This window comes from Amycolatopsis sp. CA-126428, from assembly GCF_002904335.1.
Classification (GTDB): domain Bacteria; phylum Actinomycetota; class Actinomycetes; order Mycobacteriales; family Pseudonocardiaceae; genus Amycolatopsis.
Window position 1 is genome coordinate 51,436 of the sequence record NZ_PPHF01000128.1, and the last position, 26,085, is coordinate 77,520.

24 protein-coding genes are annotated in these 26,085 nt (G+C 71.0%); 7 read left to right on the forward strand and 17 right to left on the reverse strand.

From position 1 onward, the window contains the following. Positions 1-51 precede the first annotated feature (51 nt). Positions 52-306, reverse strand: coding sequence for a WhiB family transcriptional regulator (locus tag C2L58_RS31130; RefSeq protein ID WP_003059797.1), 255 nt, complete (start codon positions 304-306; stop codon positions 52-54). Between the two features lie 275 nt (positions 307-581). Next, positions 582-1,568: a diacylglycerol/lipid kinase family protein gene (locus tag C2L58_RS31135; RefSeq protein ID WP_103341240.1), complete on the reverse strand. Its 987-nt coding sequence runs from the start codon at positions 1,566-1,568 to the stop codon at positions 582-584. A gap of 362 nt (positions 1,569-1,930) precedes the next feature. Here C2L58_RS31135 and C2L58_RS31140 point away from each other — a divergent pair, with 362 nt between their 5' ends. Beyond that, complete coding sequence (locus C2L58_RS31140; protein WP_103341241.1) at positions 1,931-2,401, forward strand: hypothetical protein; 471 nt, start codon at positions 1,931-1,933, stop codon at positions 2,399-2,401. Here C2L58_RS31140 and C2L58_RS31145 read toward each other — a convergent pair. Further along, positions 2,398-2,880 carry a GNAT family N-acetyltransferase gene (locus C2L58_RS31145; RefSeq protein ID WP_103341242.1) on the reverse strand — a complete coding sequence of 161 codons (483 nt, stop codon included), beginning with the start codon at positions 2,878-2,880 and terminating at the stop codon, positions 2,398-2,400. The genes C2L58_RS31140 and C2L58_RS31145 overlap by 4 nt on opposite strands. A gap of 1 nt (position 2,881) precedes the next feature. After that, positions 2,882-3,469, reverse strand: a complete 588-nt coding sequence (locus C2L58_RS31150; RefSeq protein WP_103341243.1) for an acid phosphatase — start codon at positions 3,467-3,469, stop codon at positions 2,882-2,884. Positions 3,470-3,552: 83 nt separating this feature from the next. Here C2L58_RS31150 and C2L58_RS31155 point away from each other — a divergent pair, with 83 nt between their 5' ends. After that, positions 3,553-4,026: a hotdog fold domain-containing protein gene (locus C2L58_RS31155; RefSeq protein ID WP_103341244.1), complete on the forward strand. Its 474-nt coding sequence runs from the start codon at positions 3,553-3,555 to the stop codon at positions 4,024-4,026. Here C2L58_RS31155 and C2L58_RS31160 read toward each other — a convergent pair. The 4 genes from C2L58_RS31160 to rfbC form a co-directional block, all read right to left on the reverse strand. Then, positions 4,023-4,682 carry a hypothetical protein gene (locus C2L58_RS31160; protein ID WP_103341262.1) on the reverse strand — a complete coding sequence of 220 codons (660 nt, stop codon included), beginning with the start codon at positions 4,680-4,682 and terminating at the stop codon, positions 4,023-4,025. The genes C2L58_RS31155 and C2L58_RS31160 overlap by 4 nt on opposite strands. Before the next feature lie 80 nt (positions 4,683-4,762). Next, on the reverse strand, positions 4,763-5,197 hold the full coding sequence (locus tag C2L58_RS31165; protein ID WP_103341245.1) for a MarR family winged helix-turn-helix transcriptional regulator: 435 nt from the start codon (positions 5,195-5,197) through the stop codon (positions 4,763-4,765). Then, on the reverse strand, positions 5,194-5,607 hold the full coding sequence (locus C2L58_RS31170) for an SRPBCC family protein (protein WP_233226040.1): 414 nt from the start codon (positions 5,605-5,607) through the stop codon (positions 5,194-5,196). The genes C2L58_RS31165 and C2L58_RS31170 overlap by 4 nt, the downstream gene beginning before the upstream one ends. Before the next feature lie 72 nt (positions 5,608-5,679). Next, complete coding sequence (rfbC, locus tag C2L58_RS31175) at positions 5,680-6,297, reverse strand: dTDP-4-dehydrorhamnose 3,5-epimerase (protein WP_103341246.1); 618 nt, start codon at positions 6,295-6,297, stop codon at positions 5,680-5,682. A gap of 358 nt (positions 6,298-6,655) precedes the next feature. On the opposite strand from rfbC, the gene C2L58_RS31180 reads away from it, so the two are divergent. Continuing rightward, entirely contained in the window at positions 6,656-7,837 is a 1,182-nt protein-coding gene (locus tag C2L58_RS31180) for an NAD(P)-dependent malic enzyme (protein WP_103341247.1), read from the forward strand. A gap of 76 nt (positions 7,838-7,913) precedes the next feature. On the opposite strand, the gene C2L58_RS31185 is transcribed toward C2L58_RS31180, so the two are convergent. Continuing rightward, positions 7,914-9,326: a bis-aminopropyl spermidine synthase family protein gene (locus C2L58_RS31185; protein ID WP_103341248.1), complete on the reverse strand. Its 1,413-nt coding sequence runs from the start codon at positions 9,324-9,326 to the stop codon at positions 7,914-7,916. Between the two features lie 93 nt (positions 9,327-9,419). On the opposite strand from C2L58_RS31185, the gene C2L58_RS31190 reads away from it, so the two are divergent. The 4 genes from C2L58_RS31190 to C2L58_RS31205 are packed head-to-tail and all read left to right on the forward strand — an operon-like array spanning position 9,420 to position 12,722. Next, positions 9,420-10,505 (forward strand): ABC transporter ATP-binding protein, encoded by a 1,086-nt coding sequence (locus C2L58_RS31190; protein ID WP_103341249.1) that lies wholly within the window; start codon positions 9,420-9,422, stop codon positions 10,503-10,505. Beyond that, positions 10,502-11,170 (forward strand): ABC transporter permease, encoded by a 669-nt coding sequence (locus tag C2L58_RS31195; RefSeq protein WP_103341250.1) that lies wholly within the window; start codon positions 10,502-10,504, stop codon positions 11,168-11,170. The genes C2L58_RS31190 and C2L58_RS31195 overlap by 4 nt, the downstream gene beginning before the upstream one ends. After that, positions 11,167-11,850, forward strand: coding sequence for an ABC transporter permease (locus C2L58_RS31200; RefSeq protein ID WP_103341251.1), 684 nt, complete (start codon positions 11,167-11,169; stop codon positions 11,848-11,850). The genes C2L58_RS31195 and C2L58_RS31200 overlap by 4 nt, the downstream gene beginning before the upstream one ends. Continuing rightward, the gene (locus C2L58_RS31205) at positions 11,847-12,722 is read left to right on the forward strand and encodes an ABC transporter substrate-binding protein (protein ID WP_103341252.1); all 876 of its coding nucleotides are present in this window, start codon (positions 11,847-11,849) and stop codon (positions 12,720-12,722) included. Before C2L58_RS31200 ends, C2L58_RS31205 begins: the two co-directional genes overlap by 4 nt. On the opposite strand, the gene C2L58_RS31210 is transcribed toward C2L58_RS31205, so the two are convergent. From C2L58_RS31210 to C2L58_RS31250, 8 genes are all read right to left on the reverse strand, one after another. Next, positions 12,719-13,324, reverse strand: a complete 606-nt coding sequence (locus tag C2L58_RS31210; protein ID WP_103341253.1) for a LysE family translocator — start codon at positions 13,322-13,324, stop codon at positions 12,719-12,721. The two genes, C2L58_RS31205 and C2L58_RS31210, sit on opposite strands and share 4 nt — an antisense overlap. 71 nt (positions 13,325-13,395) lie before the next feature. Continuing rightward, positions 13,396-14,376, reverse strand: coding sequence for an LLM class flavin-dependent oxidoreductase (locus C2L58_RS31215; RefSeq protein ID WP_103341254.1), 981 nt, complete (start codon positions 14,374-14,376; stop codon positions 13,396-13,398). 13 nt (positions 14,377-14,389) lie between these two features. Continuing rightward, on the reverse strand, positions 14,390-14,821 hold the full coding sequence (locus C2L58_RS31220; RefSeq protein WP_103341263.1) for a GNAT family N-acetyltransferase: 432 nt from the start codon (positions 14,819-14,821) through the stop codon (positions 14,390-14,392). A 230-nt stretch (positions 14,822-15,051) separates the two neighbouring features. After that, positions 15,052-18,762, reverse strand: coding sequence for a multifunctional oxoglutarate decarboxylase/oxoglutarate dehydrogenase thiamine pyrophosphate-binding subunit/dihydrolipoyllysine-residue succinyltransferase subunit (locus C2L58_RS31225; protein WP_103341255.1), 3,711 nt, complete (start codon positions 18,760-18,762; stop codon positions 15,052-15,054). A 233-nt stretch (positions 18,763-18,995) separates the two neighbouring features. Further along, on the reverse strand, positions 18,996-19,508 hold the full coding sequence (locus tag C2L58_RS31230) for a DUF4291 family protein (protein WP_103341264.1): 513 nt from the start codon (positions 19,506-19,508) through the stop codon (positions 18,996-18,998). Between the two features lie 325 nt (positions 19,509-19,833). Continuing rightward, a complete protein-coding gene (locus tag C2L58_RS31240) occupies positions 19,834-23,580 on the reverse strand; it encodes an ABC transporter ATP-binding protein (RefSeq protein ID WP_103341256.1) in 3,747 nt (1,248 codons plus the stop codon). 96 nt (positions 23,581-23,676) lie between these two features. Further along, positions 23,677-24,558 carry an ABC transporter permease subunit gene (locus tag C2L58_RS31245; protein ID WP_103341257.1) on the reverse strand — a complete coding sequence of 294 codons (882 nt, stop codon included), beginning with the start codon at positions 24,556-24,558 and terminating at the stop codon, positions 23,677-23,679. Then, positions 24,558-25,616, reverse strand: coding sequence for an ABC transporter ATP-binding protein (locus tag C2L58_RS31250; protein ID WP_103341258.1), 1,059 nt, complete (start codon positions 25,614-25,616; stop codon positions 24,558-24,560). Before C2L58_RS31250 ends, C2L58_RS31245 begins: the two co-directional genes overlap by 1 nt. Positions 25,617-26,085 lie beyond the last annotated feature (469 nt).

Genomic DNA, 26,085 nt, shown 5'->3' on the forward strand with positions numbered 1-26,085 from the left:
AAATGCCCGCCGGGTGAAATTCCTGCTCGGCCTGGGTGGATCTCGAGAAACTTAGGCGTTGGTCCGCGTGCCGATGTGCGTACGGCGGCGCTTGAGCGCGCGTCGCTCATCCTCGCTCATGCCGCCCCACACGCCCGCGTCCTGGCCGCTGGCCAAAGCCCAGGCCAAGCAGTCGGAAGCGACGGTGCAGCGGTGGCACACGGCCTTCGCCTGCGTAACCTGCGACAGAGCCGGACCGCTGGTTCCCACCGGGAAGAACAGCTCGGGGTCCTCGTCTCGGCAGGCCGCGTCGTGGCGCCAGTCCATGTTCGTGAGCTCCTTCATATGGCGCGGGAGGGCCGCGCCACAGTCGTCTAATGGCGGTCGTGTTCTTGGGTGCTTGTGAATGCTTTCACGAAGCACCGCTTTCGACAAGGGTTTCCGGAAGATCGGTGAGTCAGGTCACCCGGCCGAGCGACCCCTCTGACCTGCGGTTTCTCTCCGAGACAGCCGTCCGAAGGGAAGGCTGATGCGCTGAGTGGAGCTTCTCCGTCGACGAACGGCACCTGCTACTTATCCGCAGGCGATCAGCGATCCCGTCGTCACACGATTACCGTGAGTGCGTTCGGGACGCTGACGAATTCCACTCGGGTCCGCTGGCCGACGAGGTCGCCGTCCACCTGGAAGTTTACCGGTTCAGCTGCGTCGATGCGGATCATCGGCAGGTCATCGTGACGCACGAGACGCCGGCCGCGCTGGTTGCTCTTCGTAGTCAAAGCTTGGCGTACATGCTTGAACACCGTCGGCAACCCCAGACCGTTCAACGCGAACAAACCCAATCCCGTCTCGAACGAGCAACCCGGGTTGAGGTGGATGGCTCGCTCACCCAGGTAACTCCACGGATCGGTGTTCGACACGAAAGCGGTCAACGCCTCGGCGGGTTCTTCACCCGGGATGCGGATCGTGAGGGCCGGCCGGCCCAGCGGCGGCCGGAAGTAGGAGCGGACGGCGGCCCGCAGGTAGAGGCCGGCCGTCGTCTGCTTGCCGCGGCGCTTGGCGACCCGGCCGACGACGTCGGCGTCCCAGCCGAGGCCGGAGTTGAAGGTGAACCAGTGCCCGTCGGCCAGGCCGAGCCCCACCCGGCGCGAGCGGTCGTTCTCCAGCGCGTTGAGCAGCTGGTGGGTGGCCTCGAACGAGTCCGCCGAGATGCCGAGGGCGCGCGCGAACACATTGGCCGAGCCGCCGGGGACGACGCCCAATGCGGGCACGTGGCCGATCTCCGAAGGGTCGCCACCACCTCTTCCGGGGGTCCGGGTGGTGGAGCCCCCGGCCTGGGGCGGAGCCCCAGGTGTCACGGCGTCGGCCAGCAGGCCGTTGACGACCTCGTTGACCGTGCCGTCGCCGCCGTGCGCCACGACCAGGTCGATGCCGTCCCGCGCGGCCGAGCGCGCGACGGCCATCGCGTGGCCGCGGTAGTCCGTCTCGACCACGTCGAGCTTCACCTGGCTGGCGAGCGCGTGCGCCAGCACGTCCCGGCCACCGGCGGTGGTCGAGGTGGCCTGGGGGTTCACGACGAGGATTGCGCGCATTACCGCAGAGTAAGTGACATCCGGCGGCCCGAGAACCTTCCGGCGCCGCATGGTGACGGGCGCAACCCCGGGGAACAGCACCTTCGAGACCCTGTGCCGGGCGGTCCTCCTTCGCACGCGAGTGTCCGCTCGTCGTGACAAGTGCACCCGGGCCGACCGCCCGCTCATCGACGACACCTGAATCTTCGGCGCCCGGGCGGTCCCGCGAAAACGGCCGACCGGGTGGCATACGATCGAATTGGCTCACGCACGGTGACTCGCCCTGGTGGAGTCCACTGTGCTGCCGCGCTGTGTTCCGCAAACCTGTGCTCCCGCAAAGCACCGCGCCAGTACTCGCCCAGTCCTTCCGGAAGGCCGCCGCAGTGAAGTTCTCGCCCGCTCCCCGTGAGGTCCGGCTGGCCGGCGTGGTCACCGCGGTGCCGTCGCTCGCCCTGCTGGTGTTCGGGGTGATCGTGCTGGTCGACGGCCTGGGTTCGCCGGCTCAGCCGGGCAACAACGTCTTCGTCGAGTCCGGGACGTTCATCGTGGTGGCGCTGGCGTTCCTGGCCGCGTCGGCCGGGCTGGTGCTCGGCCAGACGTGGGCGCGCTCGCCCGGCGTGGTGATCGCGCTGATCGTGATCGGCCTCGGCTGGTACCTGCTGGGCCCGTCCGGCGAGCCGCTGTGGGGCGTGCCGATCGCCCTGCTCGGCATCGTGGCCCTGGCCCTCCTGTTCCGCCGGTCGGCCCGGGCCTGGGCGCTGGGCCTGCGCGAAGGCGAGTCGGAGACCGAGGCCGCCGAGCGCGGCGGGCTGGCCGGCCGTCGCGCCGAGCGCGAAGGCCACGAAGAAGACTAAGCCTGCGCGGCCAGCGCCTTCAGGGGTTCGTCGGTGAGGCGGTTGACCGTCCACTCGTCCATCGCGACCGCGCCGAGGGCCTTGTAGAACTCCGTCGCCGGGTTCCAGTCCAGGACCGACCACTCGAGCCGCGCGTAGCCGTTCGCGACGCACTCGGCCGCCAGCGCCGCCAGCAGGGCCTTGCCCAGGCCCGAGCCGCGGTGGGACGCCCGCACGTACAGGTCCTCGAGGTAGATCCCGTGCACCCCGCGCCAGGTCGAGAAGTTGAGGAACCAGACCGCGAAGCCGACGACCTCGCCGTCCACTTCGGCCACGTGCCCGAACAGCTTCGGCGCCTCGCCGAACAGCGCGTCATGCAGCTGCGCCGGCGTCAGGTGGCACTCGTCGGGGGCGCGCTCGTACTCCGCCAGGTCGTACGCCAGGCGGACGGCCGCTTCGACGTCGTCGGGGCGGATCCGGCGGATGCGGTCGTCGGGCACGTCAGTCCTCCGCGGGCAGCAGGTTGAGGTGTTCGATCTGGGGTTCGCCGCGCTCGTCGCCGAGCACCGCGATGCCGCCCGCGTCGAGTCCGAAGTGGACGCCGGCGGTGGCGGGCAGGCCGATCCAGCGGGCCACCAGCACGCGGCTGAAGTGCCCGTGTCCCACCAGGATCACGTCGCCGGCTTCGCTGGCCTTCCGGGCGCGCTCCAGCACGCGATCCGCGCGGGCGGAGACCTCCGAAGCGCTTTCGCCGCCGGGGATCGGGTGGCTCCAGACCGTCCAGCCCGGCACGGTTTCGCGGATCTTCGGCGTGGTGATGCCTTCGTAGTCGCCGTAGTCCCACTCGGCGAGGTCCTCGGTGACTTCGTCGACGCGCAGCCCGGCCAGTGCCGCCGTGCGCAGCGCCCGGACACGCGGGCTCGACAGCACCAGCGACGGGCCGCCGACCAGGCTGCGGAGGGTGCCGCCCGCGGCCCGCGCCTGGCCTTCGCCCGCCGGCGTCAGCGGGATGTCCGTGCGGCCGGTGTGCCGCCCGTTCAGCGACCATTCGGTCTGCCCGTGCCGGAGGAGGAAGAGACGGTTGGTCACGCGGCCGAATATATCCGGCGGTTTGCGCGGCGGCTGGCCGTCTGGTTAGCTACTGAGCGGTAGCTTAGCTCGAGGAGATCTCCATGTCCCAGACGCCGACGTTCGCGATGTGGCACAAGCTGGCCGGGAAGCCGGGCGGGAAACAGCTGTTCAGCGCCGCGATGTGCCTCCGGGTGCCGTACTTCCGCACGGTGCTGCCCTCGGTGCGCGAGCTGCGTCCGGGCCACTGCGAGGTCACCGCGCCGAAGTGGTGGGGTGTTTACAACCACATCCGCACGTTCCACGCGATCGCCGCCTGCAACCTGGCCGAGATCGCGATGGGCATGCTCGCCGAGGCGACCGTCCCCGCCACGCACCGCTGGCTGCCGAAGGGCATGACCGTCGAGTACGTCGCGAAGGCCGAGACGGGCCTGCGCGCGGTGGCGGCGCTGCCCGCGCTGCCGGAATTCGGCGACGAAGGCTTCGACCTCGAGGTCCCGGTGACCATTTCGGACACGAACGGCAAGTCCGTGGTCACCGGGACGATCACCATCTGGGTGACGCCGAAGAAGCGTTAGAGCTGCTTGTACTGCACGTACGTCGTCTGGTGGAACGTGTTCTGCCCGGTCGGCGACGGCAGCCCCAGCTTCCGGTCGACGAGCTCGCCGAGCGGGCCGCAGCCGTGCGTCGCCGGGACCGCCAGGTCCGGGTCCACGACGCCGAAGTGGACCGTCGGCGGGTTCTTGGAGAGCACCACCGGCGGCAGCGCCGGGTCGTCGTGGACGACGGTGTGCATCGGCGCGGCCGCCGTGCCGATGCTGCATTCCCGGCGCAGCAACGGGTGCCGCAGCACCGCGTAGACGTCGAGCTCGCCGCGGCGGGCGTCGTTGCCCTGGAAGTCCGAGTAGCCGCCGTAACGCAGCTGGAGCGTCGTGCCGGCCAGGCCGGGCACGCGCACCGGTTCGTGCCGCAGCGCGCCGAACGCCTGCGCGTACTGGCCGTTCACCCGGCCTTCGCTGAACGTCAGCCGCATTTCCCCCAGGGGGATTTCCTGGCTGCCGATCGTCAGCTTTCCCTGTGAGACGAAGGCTTCGCAGCGCCACGTGCCCGGGTCGGCGTTCGCGGGCGGTGCCGGGCAGTCGGTGAAGTCGAACGTCGGGAGTTCCTCCGCGGACGCGGTTCCCGGCGCCAACGCCAGTGCGACCGCGGCCGCCCCCAGTGCGAGAAGTTTCATGGCGGTGAGCCTGCTCGGATCGCGCGACCGGGACATCCGGGATCGTCCCCAGGGAAAGCCCGGGGATTCGCCGGGACTTTTCAGGGGCCGAGCCGGGCCAGTGCGTCGACGAAGCCGTCGTCGGTGGCTGCGAAGAACTCGGCGTCCGCGGCCTCTACGTCCTTCAGCGCTTTCGCGACCAGTTCGAGGCCGGCCGGGGTGACTTCCAGGCGCTTGGCGCGGGCGTCGGCCGGGTCGTCGGCGCGGGCCAGGAGGCCGCGGTCGGCGAGCTTGCGGACGACCTGGCTGGTCATCATCGTGTCGGTGCCGGCCTGGTCGGCGAGCTGCCGCTGGGTCGGTGGCTCGCCCGGGCGGGTGAGCCACCACGTCGTCGTCAGCAGCACGAACTGGACGTGCGTGAGGTCGTGCGGGGCCAGCGCGGCCCGCATGGCCCGCTGCCAGGCCAGCGTCACGCGCCACAGCAGGAAGCCGGGGCTGCGCTCGGGGCCGGGCAGGCGGGACTCCGGGGCGGTCATACCCGCGAGCTTGCCTCAGCAAGCCGAGCGAGCGCGCGCACGGCGTCCGGGGTGTCCGACGTGACCTGCGGGCCGAAGCCTTCCGGGCCGTCGATCCTGACGCGGTAGGTGATCCGCGTGCCGCCGTCGATGTCGGTCAGCACGTGCTCGAACCGCAGGTGCGCGTCCGGCAGCACCGTCTCGTCGGTGAAGCTCCGGCCCTCGGTGACCTCGGTGAGGGTGAACGGGATCGGCGGCATGCCGTCCATCGTCATCGTGCCGGCGGAGCCGGCGGCGAAGGGGCCGTCGAGGACCACCGACCGGACGCCCGAGTCCCACTCCGGCCAGCGGCCGGTGTCGGCCCAGAGCGGCCAGATCGCGGTGGCGGGGGCGGCGGAGGTCTCGATGTGCTCGTACTCGTAAAGTGCCATGCGAGCAGACTATATGCGCGCATACTAACTGCGCAAGCGGCCGGGTGGCCGGGGATCGGGCAAGGCGATCGGTCAGGGGGACCGGTCGGGAGCCGAGCGGAGTTTGTCGTAATAGGCGACGCAGTCCGCGTACACCGGGAGGAGCCCCTGTTCCTCGGCTTCGGCCAGGGTCGGCGCGACGCGGTCCTTGTCCGAGATGATCTGCTCGATGTCCGCGGGCCAGGGCAGGCCCAGTGCGGGGTCGAGCGGGGTGATGCCGTGCTCGCCGGTGGGGTTGTACGGCTCCGAGCACATGTACGTCATCACGGTGTCGTCCTCGAGGGCGACGAAGCCGTGGCCGAGCCCTTCGGCGAGGTACATGGCGCGGAAGTCGCGCGAGTCGAGCACGACCGCGTCCCACCGGCCGAAGGTCGGCGAACCGACGCGGACGTCGACGATGACGTCGAGCAGTGACCCGCGCGGGCAGTAGACGTACTTGGCCTGGCCGGGCGGGGTGTCGGCGAAGTGGATGCCGCGGATGGTGCCGCGCCGGGACACGCTGTGGTTCGACTGGCCGAGCCGCAGCGGGTGGCCGACCGCGTTGCGGAAGGCGTCCTCCTGGAAGGGGGCGATGAACAGGCCCCGCTCGTCGGGGAACGCCCGGGGGGAGAACTCGAAGGCGTCCGGGACGCTCAGCGGGCGGAATTGCATGACGTCACCATATCGGGCGCCAACAAAACCGGACGGACGTCTTGGGAATTGCCGGGAATCGGCTCCGGTGTGACATCAACCGCACCGAGGGGTCACCGGCGGCGGAGGACCTGTCACAATGAACGAACCGCCGCGTCCGCGGCCATCGCCAGACCCACGGCACCGATGGCCGACGTGACGCCTCGCCGACAGGCCGGCGCTACCGCGCTGGGCTGCCGTGCCGGGATATCCCACGGTTTCCCCCTGCGGACCGTGGTCCCAGCCCGCATGCCCAGGAGAAATTCCAGTGACCCGAGTCCGAACCGCGAGTTCCGTCATTCCCACTGGACGAATGACGGAAACGACGACAGGAAACCCCATGACCGACCCCACCGGCGCCGCAGCGCCGGTCACCGACGAAGAGATCTTCACCGGGCACGAGGGCGGCAAGCTCTCGGTGGCGGCCACCCGCCCGATTTCCAGCCCGCGTGACCTTTCGATCGCCTACACCCCCGGGGTGGCGAAGGTGAGCCGCGCGATCGCCGAGGACGCGGCCGAAGCCAAGCGCTACACGTGGGCGGACCGGCTGGTCGTCGTGGTCAGCGACGGGACGGCGGTGCTCGGCCTCGGCGACATCGGCGCCAGCGCGTCGCTGCCGGTCATGGAGGGCAAGTCGGTGCTCTTCAAGACCTTCGGCGGGCTCGACTCGATCCCGCTGGTGCTGGACACCACCGACGTGGACGAGATCGTCGAGACGCTGGTGCGGCTGCGGCCGTCGTTCGGAGCGGTCAACCTGGAGGACGTTTCCGCGCCGCGGTGCTTCGAGCTGGAGGACAAGCTCAAGGAGGCGCTGGACTGCCCGGTCATGCACGACGACCAGCACGGCACGGCGATCGTGACGCTGGCCGCGCTGCGCGGCGCCAACCTGGTCCTCGACCGGGCGATCGCCGACCAGCGCGTGGTCGTCTCCGGCGCCGGCGCGGCGGGCGTGGCCTGCGCGAAGATCCTCCAGGAGGCCGGCATCGGCGACGTCACGGTGCTCGACTCCCGCGGCATCATCCACGCCGGTCGCGACGGCCTGAACCCGGTCAAGGAGCGGCTGGCCGCGACGACGAACACGGCGGGCCTGCGCGGTGGCCTGGCGGAGGCGCTGGAAGGCGCGGACGTGTTCCTCGGCCTGTCGGGCGCGACGATCGACGAGTCGCTGCTGGCCCGGATGGCGGGTGGCGGCATCGTGTTCGCCCTGTCGAACCCGGACCCGGAAGTTCACCCGGAGGTGGCCGCGCGGTACGCGTCGATCGTGGCCACCGGGCGGAGCGACTTCCCGAACCAGATCAACAACGTCCTGGCGTTCCCCGGCGTCTTCCGCGGTGCGCTGGACTCGGGTGCCCGGGCGATCACGGAGAACATGAAGCTGGCGGCCGCCGAGGCGATCGTGTCGGTGGCGATGGACGACCTGGGCCCGGACCGGATCGTCCCTTCGCCGCTCGACCCGCGGGTGGCCCCGGAGGTCGCGGCCGCGGTGGCGAAGGCCGCGGAAGCCGACGGCGTCACCGACTGAGCACCCTGCCGCGGCCGGTCGTGAGTGTTTAGGCGGGTTCTAACCCGCCTAAACACTCACGACAGCCGCGGCAGGCTCAGGAACCGAGCAGTTCGGTCAGGCGGTGGCGGGGGAGGTCGACCAGGCGCAGGTCGGTGAGATCGGAGGGGACGTCGAGGGAGACGTTCGCCAGCCGGGCGTGGGCGCGGGTCAGGACCTCATCCTGGTGCTCCACCGCATCCGCGACCACCACCGCGTGGCGGTTGTCCGGCGTGCTCCGCAGGTACCGCAGCGCGTACTTCCCCCGGACGAGTGAGGCGAGCGCCTCCTGGGCCGCCTGGTCCGCCAGGTCCGGGTGGGCGTTCGGCAGCAGCAACGCCAGGCGCCGGGCGTTCGTGCCCAGCAGCGTCCGCAGCAGCCACGGGCCCGGGTCGCCCGAGAGGTCCATCGCCACCGCGTCGCCCTCCGGGCCGGAGATCGACCAGTCCACCGGCCGCGATTCCAGCGAAAGCCCGCTCGAGACCGCGATCTCCTTCAGCTTCTCCAGCAGCGCCGGTTTCGTCCCGGCCGCCTCCACCGACTGCGGGCCGTGCGTGTAGATCGCCTTGCCGCTGCGCATCTTCTTGGCCTTCGCCGTCGGCTGGCAGACGTACAGGTCCGCCGCGCTGCCGATCGCCTGCGCGCCGAAGTAGCGGTTGAAGCCAGGCAAGATCGCTTCGAACGTCAGCCCGAGCGTCGCCAGCGAGCGCTGGACCTGCGCGCCCAGCGCCGGGTGGCGCGGGCTGTAGCCGTAGGCCAGCAGCAGCCGTCCTTCGCTCGGCTCGCGCAGCGCCTGCACCCCGCGCGCCGCGAACAGCCCCATGCCTTCGGGCGTGTACGGCGGATCGCTGAACACGAGGTCGAAGCCGCTCGAGAGCGAGGGCGGCAGGCCGACGCGCAGGTCCGCGTGCACGGTCCGGATCTCGCGGCCGCCGCGGTCGTCGAGGTAAGCGAGCACGCGCTCGTCCAGGTCGACGACGGTCGGCGACGCCGACGGGCAGACCGCCCGCACCGCCAGCGACGTCAGGTCGTGGTCGCCGAGGAACAGCAGGCGCGCCGAGGCGAGGTCGTACTGCGCGTCCAGCCAGAGGGCGCGGCGCAGCACGGTCTCCGGCGTGGCCTGCACGTGGTCGAGCGCGGCCAGCGGTGCCGGCACCTCGGCCACCCACTCGGCGATCTTCGGCAGCAGTTCGTGCGCCGCGACGGCTTCGTCGAGCGGGTCGGCGTAGCGCGGCGCGTGGTACTGCAGGTACGACGCCGCGACGCCGGGCGAGATGCGCAGGCGGTCGCCGCTGCGGTCCAGGTCGTCGCCGAGGGCCGCGAGGACGGCCTCCACGCTGCGCCGCGGCGCCGTGCTCAGCCGGACCAGTTCGCCGAGGTCGTGGTCGCCGGTGCGCAGCAGGTCGAGGACGCGGTACAGCGGGCGGACGCCGACGCCGTGCGCGGCGAGGACGTCGTCGAGTGCCTTCACGGGCTCCGAGCCTAGCCAACCACCTGCCGGAACAGCGTGCCAACCACCGCCGACTCGGCTACGGTCGAACCGACCGGGACATGGGGAGTGGCTGTGACCATCGAATTCCGCGACGTGACCAAGCAGTATCCGGATGGGACGGTCGCCGTCGACAAGCTCAACCTCACGGTCGAAGACGGCACGATCACCGTGTTCGTCGGCCCGTCGGGCTGCGGCAAGACGACGTCGCTGCGGATGATCAACCGGATGGTGGAGCCGACCGGCGGCCAGGTGCTGCTGGACGGCAAGGACGTCGCCGAGGGCGACCCGGCGCTGCTGCGCCGCGGCATCGGGTACGTCATCCAGCACGCTGGCCTCTTTCCACATCGGACGGTGCTGGACAACATCGCCACCGTGCCCCTGCTTTCCGGCTGGGACAAGGCGAAGGCGCGCAAGCGGGCCGCCGAGCTGCTGGAGATCATCGGCCTTCCGGTCGAGCTCGGCAAGCGCTACCCGGCCCAGCTCTCGGGCGGTCAGCAGCAGCGCGTCGGCGTCGCCCGCGCGCTCGCCGCGGACTCGCCGGTGCTGCTGATGGACGAGCCGTTCTCCGCGGTCGACCCGATCGTGCGCGAGGACCTGCAGAACGAGCTGCTGCGGCTGCAGTCGCAGCTGGGCAAGACGATCGTGTTCGTCACGCACGACATCGACGAGGCGGTCCGGCTCGGGGACAAGGTGGCGGTGATGCGGGTCGGCGGCAAGCTCGCCCAGTACGGCACGCCCGCCGACGTCCTGCGGCACCCGGTGGACGACTTCGTCGCGTCGTTCGTCGGCCGGGACCGCGGCTACCGCGGCCTGTCGTTCCTCTCCGCCGAAGGCGTCGAGGTCAAGGAGCTGGAGCTGGTCGAAATCGGCGCCGCCGTTCCCGCGAGCGACGGCTGGCGGCTCGCGGTCAACACCGAGAAGCAGCCTCGCGGCTGGCTGCCCCCGGACTCCACTGTGGACGGTCCGCTCACCGAGGACGCCCTCGTGGCCGGGGGATCGCTGTGGGTGCGGGGCACGCCGATCCGCGGCGCGCTCGACGCGGCGCTGTCGTCGCCCGCCAGCCTCGGCGTGGTCGTGGACGACGATCACCGGGTGCTCGGCGGCGTCGTCGCGAGGCAAGTGCTGGACGTGATCGAGGCGACCCCGCAGGCGTCATGAGCTTCTTCGGCGAGCTCGGGCGCTACCTGAGCAGCGCGAACAACCGCGTCCAGATCCTCGGCGACCTGGGCGACCACGTGTACCTGGCGCTGCTCCCGCTGGTCATCGGGATCGTCCTGGCGATCGCGGCGGGCTGGCTCGGCCACCGCTGGCGGCCCGCACGCCAGGTGCTGATGGTGGTGGCGAACCTGCTCTACACGATCCCGTCGCTCGCGCTGTTCGTCGTCATCCCCGGCCTGATCGGGTCGAAGATCCTGGACAGCGTCAACGTCGTCGTCGCGCTGACGATCTACACCACGGCGCTGCTGGTCCGCCCGGTGCTCGACGCCCTCGACGCCGTGCCGGCGCCGGTGGTCGCCGCCGCGACCGCCGTCGGGTACAAGCCGGTGCGCCGCTTCTTCGCCGTCGAGCTGCCGTTGTCCGTGCCGGTGCTGGCGGCCGGCGTGCGGGTCGCGTCGGTCAGCAACATCAGCCTGGTCAGCGTCGGCGCGCTGATCGGCACCGGCGGCCTCGGCGTGCTGTTCACCGACGGCTTCCAGCGCGAATACTTCTCGCCGATCGTGGTCGGCATCGTGCTGACCCTCCTGCTGGCGCTGATCGTCGACCTGGTGCTGGTGGGCTCGCGAAACCTGCTGACGCCGTGGACCCGGGTGGAGGCGCCGTGATCACCGATCTCGTCCGCTGGTTCGGCGACCCGGCGCACTGGTCCGGGCCCGACGGCATCCCGCAGCGGCTGCTGGAACACCTCGGCTACACCGCGTTGTCGCTGGTGATCGCCCTGGTCATCGCGGTGCCGCTGGGCCTGTTCGTCGGCCACACCGGCCGCGGCGGCGTCGCGCTGGTGAGCGCCGGCAACGCCATCCGCGCGCTGCCGACGCTCGGGCTCGTCACGTTCCTGTTCCTGCTCTTCACCGAGAGCGTCACCTCGACGATCATCGGGCTCGTCGTGCTGGCCGTCCCGCCGATCCTGGCCGGGACGTACGCCGGGCTGCAGGCGACCGACCACGGCGTGGTCGACGCCGCCGAGGGGGTCGGGATGACCGGCTGGCAGCGGCTGTGGCAGGTCGAGGTGCCGATCTCCCTGCCGCTCGTGCTCGGCGGCATCCGCAACGCCGTGCTCCAGCTCGTCGCGACCGCCGCGGTGGCCGCGTACGTCGGACTCGGTGGCCTGGGCCGGTTCCTGCTCGACGGACTGGCCATTTTGGACTATTCCGAGGTCATCGCGGGCGCGCTGCTGACGACGTTGCTGGCCATCGTCCTGGACCTGCTCTTCGCGGTGCTGAACCGGGCCCTGGTGCCCCGGGGCGTCCGGCTCGCGGCGGCTGTGAAGAAGGTGGCGGCGTGAAGCGGCTGGTCGTGCTGGTGGTCCTGGTGGTGGTGGCGGCCGGCTGTGGCAACCCGCTGGCGGGCGGCGGTGAAGGTGGCGCTTCGGGGGACATCATCATCGGGGCGTCCGACGTCGGCGAAAGCCTGCTGCTGGCCCAGATCTACGCCGGGGCGCTGCGGGACGCGGGCGCGACGAACGTGACCGTGCGGCCGCCGGTCGGCAGCCGCGAGGTCGTCGTCAAGGCGCTGCAGGACAAGTCGCTGTCGGTCGTGCCGGACTACAGCGGCAACCTGTTGCGCTACTTCGACAAGAACACCACCGCGACGACGTCCCAGGACGTCTACGCGCAGTTGCGGCAGAAGATCCCGCCCGGCTTCGAGGTGCTGGACCAGGCACCGGCGGAGGACAAGGACCTGTTGGTCGTCGGCCCGCAGCTGGCGTCTTCCGGGGTGAAGACGTTCTCGGACCTGGGGCGGCGCTGCCGCGAGCTGGTGTTCGGCGGGCCCGGCCAGTGGAGCAGCCGCTGGAAGGACAAGATCAAGTCGCTGTACGGCTGCGAGTTCAAGGAAATCCGCACCACGGACACGGGCGGCCCGGTGACGGTGGCGGCCCTGAAGTCCGGCGACGTGCAGGTGGCGGACCTGTTCAGCACGTCCTCGACGATCGCGGCGAACGGGTTCGTGCCCCTGGTCGACGACAAGAACATGTTCCCGGCGCAGAACATCGTGCCGCTGGTGGCGCGGGGGACGCTGTCCCCGCGTGAGGTGGCGGCGCTGAACCGCGTGTCGGCGGCGTTGACTACCGAGCAGCTGACGCGGCTGAACGTCGAGTTCACCGAGGAGAAGCGCAACCCGCTGGACATCGCGGAGGACTTCCTCGCGCGGGCTTAGTGGTCGACGGCCAGCTTGACGCCGAGGCCGATGAAGATGCCGCCGGTGGCGACCTCGATGCGGCGCTGGTTCTTCTTCCGCCGGACCCAGCCACCGAGGCGGCCGGCGAGGACGCCGACCGTGCCGTCGACGAGGAACTCGAACACGATCATGATCGCGCCGAGGACCGCGAACTGCAGCCAGACGTGGCCCTTCGCCGGGTCGATGAACTGCGGCAGGAAGGCGATGGTGAAGGTGACCATCTTCGGGTTGAGCAGGTTGGTGAGCAGGCCGCTGAGGTAGGCGCGGTCGCTTTTCCGCTCGACGAGCGGCTTGCGGTTCCGGATGGCCTGGACACCCAGGTAGATGAGGTAGCCGGCCCCGGCCACCCGCACGACGGTGAAGGCCACGGGCACGGCGGCGAAGAGCGCGGCCAGCCCGGCCGCCGCGACGGCGACGTGGATGGCTTCGCTGGTGGCGACCCCGGCGGTGGCGAGCAGGCCGGCCTTCGGGCCGCCGCGCATGCCGCAGCCGAGGATGAAGAGCATGTCCGGGCCCGGGGTGACCATCGCGATCGCGGTGGTGACGAGGAAGGCCAGGAGGAGGTGCTGGTCGACCGGCATGGCTCGATCGTGGCACGCCGGTCGTCCCGCACGAACTCCTTTTCCGGGGACTCCTCTGCCGGGCCGGGGCCTCAGCCGCGTACGGCCGCCGCCACCCGGGCCGCGTCCTCGATGCCCCGCTCCGGGGGCTCCTCCGGCAGCGGCAGCAGCACCACCGAACCGCTGCCGGCCTCGTGCAGCGCGCGGACCGCCGCCGCGCAGGTGTCCACGTCGCCGCAAATGGCCAGGCGGTCGATCCACTCCGGACGCAGGGCCGCCGCCAGCTCGTCCACTGTGGACGCCGAGTCCAGCAGGGCCAGCAGCTCGCCGGCGAACGGCAGGCCCTCCACCTGCACCCGCGATCCCGGGGTCAGGGACTCCGCGACCGTCAGGCGCGCCCGCTCGCGGTCGCCCAGGGCCAGCCAGTTGTACGTCACCACGGTGTGGTGGGCCGGCGCGCCTTCCGCCGCGCGGCCCGGTGCGATGCCCGCCAGCGCCGTCCGGACGTACTCCGGCGGGGCCGGCTCGGCGAGGATCGTGCCGTCCGCCGCCGCGCCCGCCACCGCCAGGGACTTCGGGCGGCGGACGCCCGCCACCAGCGGGGGCGGCGACGCCGGCGGGAACACCAGCTCGACCTCGTCCAGGTGGACGTGCCGGCCGTCCATCGAGACGCGCTCGCCCGCCAGCAGCCGCCGGACCGCCAGCAGCGTCTCCTCCAGCGCCGCCAGCGGGGATGCCGGGTACGCCCCGATCTGCCGCATCCACGAGGCGACGCCGTGGCCGAACCCGGCGATCAGCCGGTCCGGGTGCAGCTCGGCCAGCGCCGCGACCTCCATCGCCGCGATCGCCGGGTTGCGCGCCACCGCCGGCAGGACGCCGATGCCCACCTTGATCGTCGACGTCACCGCCAGCGCCGTCGCGACCGTGGCGACACCGGCCGCCCAGAAACAGTCTTCGACCAGCCAAAGCTCGTCGAGACCCGCGTCTTCGGCCTGGCGTGCGAGGTCGCGCAGCTTGGCCGGGGGCTGCTCGCGGTTGATCCGCACCCCCACGGACGAGGTCGGTGTGTACACGCGCGGCTCCTGTTCAGATCCGGGAGAACGCGGGCGCGTACTCGAACGCGCCCGCCTGGGTTGGTTCGTACGCGGAGAGGGTCCGCGCCTGGAAGTACCGGCCCCACCGCGGGTCCGGGGCCGTGATCGACAGGCCGTGGCCGAGGGCGTCGGCCGCGGCGTGGACCCCGCTCGTTTGGTGCGCGGGTAACACGCCGAGCGGCCCGAGCCCGACGGCGGTCTTCTTGTCTTCGCCGAGGCGGGCGCGGCTGCAGCACACGTGCCCGATGACTTCGCCGTCGTGGAGGGCCACCAGCGACAGGGCGTTGATCAGGTCGCCTTCGGCGCGGAGTTCGTCGACGAGGGGCGCCTCGACCGGGGTGACGCCCGCTTCGCGCCGGAAGGCCTCGCTGTGGACGGCGTGGATCGCCGCCTGGTCAGCGGCCGTCTCGCGGCGGATCAGCATGATCGCCACCTTGCCGTGAACCGGCTGGGGATGGCAATCGGGTTTGGGCTGCGCCCCCGGTTTCCACGCTACCGGAGGGCACCGACAGTTCCGGGCGGCCGACGAAGCCCGGGTGGGCGACGAAGCCGGGCGGCCGACGAAGCCCGGGTGGGCGACGAAGCCGGGCGGCCGACGACGAAGGCCTCCTCGCCGGCGGACCGGGGAGGAGGCCTTCGTCGTGCTTCAAGCGATCAGTCGAACGCCTTCGAGATCAGCGCCTTCTGCTCGACCTCGTGCACCTTCGACGAACCCGCCGACGGAGCCGCCATCGGGCGGCGGGAGACGACCTGCAGGCCCGAGAGCACCTCCGGGAACTTCCGGGGCAGGTTCAGGCCGAAGAACGGCCACGCACCCTGGTTCTCCGGCTCCTCCTGGACCCACGCGACCTGCGTCGCGTTCGTGTAGCGCTCCAGCGCCGCCAGCAGCTTCTTCTTCGGCAGCGGGTAGTACTGCTCGATCCGCACGATGGCGACGTCGTCGGCCTCGCGCTTGGTCCGCTCCGCCACCAGCTCCCAGTACAGCTTCCCGGAGGTCAGCAGCACCTTGCGGATCTTCGCCGGGTCCGGGGTGACGTCGTCGATGACGGACATGAACCGGCTCTCGCCGGTGAAGTCCTCGGTCGGCGAGGTCGCGGCCTTGTTGCGCAGCATCGACTTCGGCGTGAAGACGACCAGCGGGCGCTGGATGCCGTCGAGGGCGTGGCGGCGCAGCAGGTGGAAGTAGTTCGCCGGGGTGGACGGGACCGCCACCGTCATCGAACCCTCCGCGCACAGCGAGAGGAAGCGCTCGATGCGGCCGGACGTGTGGTCCGGGCCCTGGCCCTCGTGGCCGTGCGGCAGCAGCAGCACGACGTCCGAGCGCTGGCCCCACTTGGCCTCGCCCGAGGAGATGTACTCGTCGATGACCGTCTGGGCGCCGTTGACGAAGTCGCCGAACTGCGCTTCCCACATGACCAGCGACTCGGGGTTGGCCACCGAGTAGCCGTACTCGAAGCCGACGGCCGCGTACTCCGACAGCGCCGAGTCGTAGATCATCACGCGGCCCTGGCCCTCGGCCAGGTTCTGCAGCGGCGAGTACTCCTGGCCGGTCTTGCGGTCGATGAACACCGAGTGCCGCTGGGTGAACGTGCCGCGGCGCGAGTCCTGGCCGGACAGCCGGACGAGCCGGCTCTCCATCGCCAGCGACCCGAACGCGAGCAGCTCGCCGAACGCCCAGTCGATGTCGCCCTCGCGGGACATCTTGTGGCGGCGCTCCATGACCGGCTTGACGCGCGGGTGCGGGGTGAAGCCCTCCGGCACGTTCACGAAGGCGTCGCCGATGTGCTCCAGCGTCTCCTTGGTGATCGCCGTCGCGACCTTGGCCGGCACCTGCTGCTCCTCCTCGACGGAGGGGCTCGCCTTCGCCGGGTGCTTCTCCAGCTCACGCACCTCGTTGAAGACGTGCTCGAGCTGGCTCGAGAAGTCGCGCAACGCGGCCTCGGCCTCCTCGACGGAGATGTCGCCGCGGCCGATCAGCGACTCGGTGTAGGTCTTCCGCACCGAACGCTTGGTGTCGATGATGTCGTACATCGCCGGCTGCGTCATCGAGGGGTCGTCGCCCTCGTTGTGGCCGCGGCGGCGGTAGCAGATCAGGTCGATGACGACGTCCTTGTGGAACGCCTGGCGGTACTCGACGGCCAGCTTGGCCACCCAGTGCGCGGCCTCCGGGTCGTCGCCGTTCACGTGGAAGATCGGCGAACCGATCATCTTCGCGACATCGGTGGCGTACTGCGACGAGCGCGAGTGCTCCGGCGCGGTCGTGAAGCCGACCTGGTTGTTGACGATGACGTGCACGGTGCCGCCGGTGCGGTACCCGCGCAGCAGCGACAGGTTCAGCGTCTCCGCGACGACGCCCTGGCCCGCGAAGGCCGCGTCGCCGTGCATCAGGACCGGCAGCACGGTGTAGCCCTCGCCGCCCTTGTCCAGGAGGTCCTGCTTCGCGCGGACGATGCCCTCGAGCACCGGGTCGACGGTCTCCAGGTGCGACGGGTTCGCCGTCAGCGACACCTTCGTCTCGCCGTCGCCGAACATGCGGAAGTACTTGCCCTCGGCGCCGAGGTGGTACTTGACGTCACCGGAGCCGTGCGCCTGGCCCGGGTCGAGGTTGCCCTCGAACTCCTGGAAGATCTGGCTGATCGGCTTGCCGACGATGTTGGCCAGGACGTTCAGCCGGCCGCGGTGCGGCATGCCGATGACGACCTCGTCGAGCTCGTGCTCGGCGGCCTTGTCCAGCAGCGTGTCGAGCAGCGGGATCGCCGTCTCGCCGCCTTCGAGCGAGAAGCGCTTCTGGCCGACGTACTTGGTCTGCAGGAACGTCTCGAACGCCTCGGCGGCGTTCAGCTTCGAGAGCACGTACTTCTGGACCGCGGGGTCCGGCTTCTCGTGCGGGATCTCGACGCGCTCCTGGATCCAGCGCCGCTCCTCGGGGTCGAGGATGTGGGTGTACTCGATGCCGACCGTGCGGCAGTACGAGTTGCGCAGCACGCCCAGGATGTCGCGCAGCTTCATCCGCTCCTGGCCGGCGAAGCCGCCGACCGGGAACTCGCGGTCGAGGTCCCAGAGCGTCAGGCCGTGGGACAGGACGTCCAGGTCGGCGTGGCTGCGCTGGCGGTAGTTCAGCGGGTCGGTGTCGGCCATCAGGTGGCCGCGCATCCGGAACGCGTCGATGAGCTCGATGACGCGGGCGGTCTTGTCGACCGGGCCCTCGGGGATGTCGGCGACCCAGCGGATCGGCTCGTACGGCAGGCGCAGGCTGGTGAAGACGTCGTCGTAGAAGCCGTCTTCACCGAGCAGCAGCTGGTGGATGCGCTTGAGGAACTCGCCGGACTCCGCGCCCTGGATGATGCGGTGGTCGTAGGTCGAGGTCAGCGTCATGATCTTGCTGATGCCGAGGTCGACCAGCGTCTTCTCGCTGGTGCCCTCGAACGCCGCCGGGTACTGCATGGCGCCGACGCCGATGATGGCGCCCTGGCCGGCCTGCAGGCGCGGCACCGAGTGGTTGGTGCCGATGCCGCCCGGGTTGGTCAGCGAGATGGTGGTGCCGGAGAAGTCGTCCGCGGTCAGCTTGTTGTTGCGGGCCTTCTTGACGATGTCCTCGTAGGCCTGCCAGAACTGCAGGAACGACATGTCCTCGACGCCCTTGACCGAGGCCACGACGAGGTTGCGCGACCCGTCCTTGCCCTTCATGTCGATGGCGAGCCCGAAGTTGACGTGCTCCGGCGTGATCGCGAACGGCTTGCCGTCGATCTGCTGGTAGTGCCGGTTGAGGTTCGGGTAGTCCTTCAGCGCCCGCACCATGGCGTAGCCGATGAGGTGCGTGAAGGAGATCTTGCCACCGCGGGTGCGCTTGAGGTGGTTGTTGATGACGATGCGGTTGTCCGCCATCAGCTTCGCCGGGACCGCGCGCACGCTGGTCGCGGTGGGGACGCTCAGCGAGGCGTCCATGTTCTTGGCGATGGCCGCCGCGGCGCCGCGCAGCTGCTTCGACTCCGGCTCTTCCTTCTTCGCCTCGGCCTTGGGCTCGGCCTTCGCGGCCGGCTTCGGCGCCGGCTTCGGGGCTGCCTTCGCGGGGGCCGGCTTCGCGGGCGCCGACGCGGTCGACGACTGCTTGGCCGCCGACTCGGCGTTCTGCACGGCCTTGGCCGAGGGCTGCGCCGCCTGGCCGTTGGCCGTCGGCTTGACTTCGGCCTGCTGCTGCCGGGCGGTGTCCGCCTTGGCCTGCGCGCTCTGCGTCGGCTTGAAGTCCGCGAAGAAGTCGTGCCAGGCGGCATCGACTGAAGATGGGTCTGCGAGGAACTGGTCGTACATCTCTTCGACCAGCCACTCGTTGGGGCCGAACTGTGACGCAGGGCTGCTGCTGGACACGGCTGGGGCTCGCCTCTATCCGTCTCGATCTCGATCTTGAATCCGCTGATGCGCCTACCAGGCTAACCCCCTCGGTGACCGCGATGTGATGGAACCGGCCTGTGTGAGGCGTGGCGCACTAGGGTATCGGTCACTGACTCGATCAAGATGTGCTAAGGGAACCTTAAGCCCTGGACCGGGTACAGGGTTCCCGGCCGGCCGGGATGGGTGCCGCTCGACCGGCGGGCGCTCCCTCAGGGCGTGGCGTCGACGGCCTCCGCGAGGTCCTTGCCCAGCGGGTACGGCGGCTCGTGGGGGACGAGCTTGACGGCCAGGTGGAGCTGGTCGGTGGCCAGCAGCCCGGCGATGTCGCGCATCACCGGTGTGACATCGGTGACGGCGGTGGTCCACTCGTCGACGGGCGCATCGTCGAGGCCGATCCGGAGCGCCTGGAAGTTCAGCGCGGTGTGGTCGAGATCTCGCTCCGCTTCCCACTCGATGTGCCCGTGGGCCAGGGCCCACTCGAAGCCTTCGCGGGTGAGGTCGATCGCGAGGATGCGCTCGTGGCCGGGCTTGCGCCCGTTCTCGCTGCGGTAGGCCGCGAGCCGGAACGACGGCGTGACCTGCACCACCCCACCCCGCTCGAAGGCCTGCTTCTCGAGCGCGGCATCGGCGACGGCGGGCGAGCACGCCTGGTAGACCCGGACGGTCGTCTCGGTCTGCGCCGCCCGCACCTGCCGGTCGGGAACCCGCTTCTCTTCGAACATGCCCGCCATGCTCCCAGCGCCCCGGCCACCCGGCCACCCGGCCACGAACTTTCGTGCGCAAGAGGCCAACACCCGTGATTGGAGGGTCGACTCGCGTGATTGGAGGGTCGACTCGCGTGATCGGAAGGTCGACTCGCGTGATCGGAAGGTCGACTCGCGTGATTGGAGGGTCGACTCGCGTGATTGGAGGGTCGACTCACGTGCCTGGAGGGTCGGCTTGCGTACCCAGGGGGTCGGTTTGCGTACCTGGAGGGTCGGCTCGCCATCCGACCGTCCAGGTACGCGAACCGACGGTGCAGGTACGCGAGCCGACTGGTCCGGTACGTCAGCCGAGGGCCCAGAGGCGGGCGTAGGGGCCGTTGGCGGCCAGGAGCTCGGCGTGGGTTCCGGTTTCCACGATGCGGCCGTGGTCCAGGACCACGATGCGGTCCGCACGGGCCGCTGTCGCGAGGCGGTGGGCGACCACGAACGTCGTGCGGCGGTGGGCCACCGTCTCCGTGGCCCGGAGGACCGCCGCCTCCGTCGAGGGGTCCAGGGCGGCCGTGGCCTCGTCGAGGAGGAGGACGTCCGGGTCCACCAGCTCCGCCCTCGCCAGGGCCACCAGCTGGCGCTGGCCCGCCGACAGCGAGCGGCCGCGCTCGCCCACCGGCTGCAGGAAGCCCGCCGGGAGGGCCGCGACGCCGTCCAGCGCGCCCACCGCGCGGACCGCCGCCTCGACCTCCGCGTCGGACGCGGCCGGCCGGCCGTAGCGGACGTTGTCGGCCACCGTGCCCGAGAACAGGTGCGCCTCCTGCGGCACCACGCCCATCCGGCGGCGCATCCCGGCCAGCTCGTACTCGCGGACGTCCGTGCCGTCGATCCGCACCTCGCCGCCGGTGACGTCGTAGTAGCGCGCCACCAGCTTCACCGCCGTCGACTTCCCGGCGCCGGTCGCGCCGACGAGCGCGATCGTCTCGCCGGCCGCGACGTCCAGCGAGAACTCCGCCAGCGCCGGAGTCTCGGCGCCGGCGTAGGAGAACTCGACCTCCTTGAACGAGACCTCGCCGCGCAGCCGCTCCGGCACCGCGACCGGCTTCTCCGCCGCCGGCACCGACGTCGGCGTCCGCAGCAGGTCGCCGATGCGGTTCAGCCCGACGCTCGCCTGCTGGTAGCCGTCGAACACCGCCGACAGCTGCTGGATCGGCGAGAAGAACTGCTGCAGGTACAGCAGGAACGCGAGCAGCACGCCGGCCGACAGCGTGCCCGCCGAGACGCGACCGGCCCCCGCGACCAGCACCGTCGTCGTCGCCAGGTCCGACATCAGCGCCACCAGCGGGAAGTACGTCGCCACGTACCGCTGGGCCCGCAGCCGCGAGCGCCGGTAGTCGTCGCTGCGCGAAGCGAACGCCTCCGCGGAGCGGTCTTCGCGCGTGTACGCCTGCGCGACCCGCAGCCCGCTGACGTTCTCCTGCATGTCCGCGTTCACGACGCTGACCCGCTCGCGAGCCTCGTTGTACGCCTTCGACGCCGAACGCCGGAAGATCACCGTGGCCACCGCCAGCACCGGCACCATCGCCAGCGCGTACAGCGCCAGCCCGGCGTCGGTGACCAGCAGCGCGGCCGTGATCCCGGCCAGCGTCAGCGCGCTGACCACCGCGGTGGCGAGCCCGGTCTGCAGGAACGTCGAGAGCGCGTCGACGTCCGTCGTCATCCGGGTCATGATCTTCCCGGACAGCTCCCGCTCGTAGTAGTCGAGGCCGAGCCGCTGCAGGTGCGCGTAACTGCGGACGCGCAGCGCGTACAGCACCGTCTCGCCCACCCGGGACGTCAGCCGCGTCTGCGCGAAGACCACCAGCCAGTCGGCCGCGATCACCGCGGCGCCGATGCCGGCGGCCAGCCAGATCATCCACTCGACGCCGGTGCGCACCCCGTGGTCGACGCCGAACTGGTACAGCCCGGGCAGCGCGATCGACGCCAGCGCGTCCGCCGCCACCAGCCCGATCACCAGGAACAGGGGCCCGCGGACCGGCCGCAGCAGCCCGGCCAGCCGGAACTTCGGGTCGGGCGCGGTGACGTCCACGCCGGGCAGCCGCGGCTCGTCGGTGGCGGGCGGGAGCTTGCGGACGCCCTCGATCAGCTCCGGCGTCGGCGGCACGTCCAGCCCGCCGCCCCCGCCGACGAACCCGCTGCTGTTCGGGTCGCCACTGCGCATCCGCGCGGCTTCGGCCAGTGCGTCGACCTCGTCCTGGCTCTCGTCCCGCGGCCACAGCGACGGCGTGACTCCGCCCGGCCCGCGATCGAGGCCCTCGCAGCGGTGCTTCTCTTCGACGTCGTCGCCCGGACCGGCCACGAGTTCGCGGAACAGCGGGCAGCGCGCCATCAGCTCCGACTCGGTGCCGACGTCGACGACGCGGCCTTCGTCCAGCACCGCGATCCGGTCGGCCAGGGCGAGGGTGGAGCGCCGGTGGGCGATCAGCAGGGTGGTCCGCGCCGCGGTGACCGAGCGCAGGGTGTCGTGGATCGCCGCTTCGGTGACCGTGTCGATGGCCGAGGTCGCGTCGTCGAGCACCAGGATCCGCGGGTCGGTGATCAGGGCCCTGGCCAGCCCGAGCCGCTGCCGCTGCCCGCCCGAGAGCGTGAGCCCGCGCTCGCCGACCAGCGTGTCGTAGCCGTCCGGCAGCGCGCGGATGAAGCCGTCCGCCTCCGCGGCCCTGGCCGCGGCGACCACTTCTTCGTCGCTCGCGTCCGGACGGCCGTAGGCGATGTTGTCCCGGATCGAGGAGGAGAACAGGAACGCCTCCTCGAACACCACGCCGATCGCCTGCCGCAGCTGCCGCAACGGGACGTCACGGACGTCGAGGCCGCCGACCCGCACCGCGCCCTCGTGCACGTCGTAGAACCGGGGCAGCAGCAACGAGATCGTCGACTTCCCCGAGCCCGCGGTGCCGACCAGCGCGAGGGTCTCGCCCGGGTTCGCGGTGACCGAAAGACCGGCCAGCACCGGTTCGCTGCGGGTGTAGCCGAACCGGACGCCGTCGAGCTCCACGCCCAGCGGCCCCTCCGGCAGCGGCCGCGCGTCCGGCGCGTCGGCGACGTCGGTCTGCGCGTCGATCAGCTCGTACACCCGCTCGGCGCCGGCGCGGGTCAGCTGGGCCTGCACGACCAGGCCGGAGAGCATCCGGGCCGGGCCGATCAGCGTCGCGAGGTAGGTGGCGAAGGCCAGGAAGGTGCCGAGGGTGATGGACCCGTTCAGCGCGAGGACGCCGCCGATGCCGAGCACGGCGACCTGGCCGGCGGCGGGCAGGGCGGCGGTGGTCGCCGTCGGGACCGCCGAGAGCTTCGCCGCGCGAAGCCGCTCCCCGAACAGCTTGCGCGCGGTCCCTTCCAGCTTCGAGACTTCCCGCGTCTCCTGGCCGAAGCCCTTGACCACCCGGACGCCGGTGACGGTCTCTTCGACCTGCTGCGCGACGTCCGCCGCGCGCTGCTGCGCCGACCACGTCGCCGGGAAGAGGCGCTTGCGGCTGCGCGCCACGATGATGCCGACCGCGGGCGTGACGACCAGCGCGATCAGCGTCAGCACCGGCGACAGCCACAGCATCGCGACGAACGACAGCAGCGCGAAGACCACCGAGCCGAAGGACAGCGGGACCTGCATCAGGATCCCGGTCACCAGCTGCAGGTCGGAGATCGCGCGCGAGGCGACCTGGCCGGTGCGCAGCGCGTCCTGCTTGCCGCCGTCCAGCCGCGAAACGGCGTTGAAGACGCGCTGGCGCAGATCGTGTTGCACGTCGAGGGCGAGCTTCCCGCCGAGGTAGCGGCGCGCGAACGCGGTGCCGAACGCGATCAGCTGCAGCGCGACCAGGAAAACGGCGATCCCGGGCAGCCCGCCGGTGCGCCCGGCCACCGCGTCGTCCACCGCCGTGCGCACCAGCAACGGGCTGGCGGCCTGCACGCCGACGCCGAATGCGGCCGCGAGCAGCGACAGCACGACGAGCACACGGTGCTCCCACGCCGCCGCGGACAGCCGGCGGATCCAGCCGGCTGTCTCGGTGGGTGGGAGCTCTTGACGGGAGCGGGGCGGAGCGACGGTCACGTTGTGACAGTAAGCGCCACCACCGACAAAATATTTCCGCGCACACCAGGAAGGCCACCTCGAGCTGCTCGAGGTGGCCTTCGCGGACAGCCGGGACTACGTGATGTCGCGCTTCTGGTTGCCCGCCCAGCCGAGGCCGAAGAAGAGCATCGTCCACCCGAAGAAGATGAGCGCCGAAGCCCACCACGAGATCACGCCGGGTGCGCCCGCCGCGAGCTGCAGGCCGAGCGCCGACCAGTGGTCGACGCCACCCGGCAGGTTGAGCGAGTTGATGCCGAACGCGTCCGCGGCGATCCCGCCCACGATCCCGTTGGCGGTGCCGTTCGGCAGCAGCCCGCCCAGGATGTCGGCCGGTCCCCAGAGCGCGATGACGAGCACGTTCTCCACGATCAGGAACCACACCAGGAACAGCACCACGGCCAGCGGCACGCTGCGCAGCACCGCGCCGAACCCGATGCCGAACAGCGTCACCAGCACCGAGGCCAGGATCGTCCCGCCGAGCGCGGCCAGCCACTGGCCGGCACTGGGCCACCGCCCGGAATCGACCGACGCCATCACCGCGATCGCCGAGACGCCGAAGCTCACCAGGCCGTAGATCGCGCCCCACGCCACGTACGTCAGCATCTTCGCGGTCAGCGCCGTGACCCGGTTCGGCGCCGTCAGGAACGTCGTCGTGATCGTCTTGCTGCGGTACTCGCCGGCCAGCGCGAACACGCCGAACAGCCCGGGGATCAGCTGCGCGATGTTCACGCCGTGCGCGAACGCCAGCAGCCCGACCGGCAGCTTGCTCGCGTCCAAGCCGACCGCGCCCGCGACCTCGCGGGCGTCGCTGGAGCCGATGAAGTCCGCGAAGTCGTTCGTGATCTTGCCCCACACGAACGTCAGCCAGAACGCCACCAGCGCCAGCGGGATCAGCAGCACCCACCACGTGTTCAGCGAGAGCGTCTTGCGGAACTCCGCCTTGATCAGGTTGCCCATCACTGCTGCGGTCCTCCCCAGTACTGCTGCTGCTGTTGCTGCTGCGGGCCCGACGGCGGACCCTGCTGGTAGTGCTGCTGCTGCGGCGGGTAACCGGGCGGCGGGCCCTGCTGGTACGGCGGCTGCGGCGGCGGGTAGCCCGGCGCACCGGCGTACTGACCCTGCGTCAGCTGGAAGAACATCCGCTCCAGATCGGCGTGCTCCTCCTGCATCCCGTAGACCGCGATCCCGGCCTTCGCGGCCAGGTCACCGATCTGCTGGACACTCGACCCGGCGACCGCGACCCGGCCGTCCGGCGTCGGCGACACCTGCTGGATGCCGTTCTCCTGCAACGCCTTCACCAGCGCCGCCGGATCCGCGGGCTGCACCAGCACCCGCGACTGCTGGCCCTTGCGCAACTGCTCCAGCGGGCCGTAGTACCGCGTGACACCCTGGCTGATGATCACCACCTGGTCGATCAGCTGCTCGACCTCGTTGAGCAGGTGGCTCGAAACCAGCACGGTCCGCCGCTGCTCCCGCGCGTACGACCGCAGGAAGTTGCGCAGCCACAGGATGCCCTCGGGATCCAGGCCGTTCGTCGGCTCGTCGAGCACCAGCACCTGCGGGTCACCCAGCAGCGCCGTCGCCAGCGCCAGCCGCTGCCGCATACCCAGCGAGAACCCGCCCGCCTTCCGGTCCGCGGCGCTCCCCAGGCCTACCAGGCCGAGCACCTCGTCCGCCCGCCGATCCGGCACCCCGATGGCCGCCGCGTACACCCGGAGGTGGTTGCGGGCCGTCCGGCCCGGGTGGAAACCCTCGTTTTCCAGAACCGAGCCCACCACCCGCGCCGGATTCCCCAGCTGCGCGTGCGGCCGCCCGTTGATCGTCGCCGTCCCCGATGTGGGTGTCACCAACCCGAGCAACATGCGCAACGTCGTCGTCTTACCGGCGCCGTTCGGACCCAGGAAACCCGTCACCGAACCAGGTTCGACCGTGAAGCTCAGGTTCTGCACGGCGTTCACCTCGCCGAACCGCTTGCTCAGGTTCTGCACCACAATCCGGCCACTGCCGTCGTGCATACCGTCCCCTAACGTTCCCCGCTGATGCGGCGTCATCCTGCCCTACCAGCCGCGCTCGCGCGCACGGAACGCCCCAGAGCGACCTTCGTCACTTTCCGCTACCGGCCAGTACCCCGCTCGGCGCCGCTGACCAGAGGATTCACGCCGTCCGTCAGATCAACTTGGTAAAGAATTCGTGCGACTTGCCGACCCGGTGCAGCCAACTCCGCCAGACCCCTCTAAGCTGGGTATCGGCGGCCCGCTCCCAGTGACCCCCAGGCTGGTTGAGCGGGTCGCCCCTTCGTCTCTGCATCGCGGCTTCGCCGCTCATGTCGACTTCGTCCTTCTGCCCGGGGGGCCGAGCCCCCCGGACCCCCCACGGTGCCTCGCGCTCCGCATCCGAGGTGGCTGGGAGGGACCGGGAGGGGCGAGGTCCGGGAGGGGCGAGGTCCGGGAGGGGCGAGGTCCGGGAGGGGCGAGGTCCGGGAGG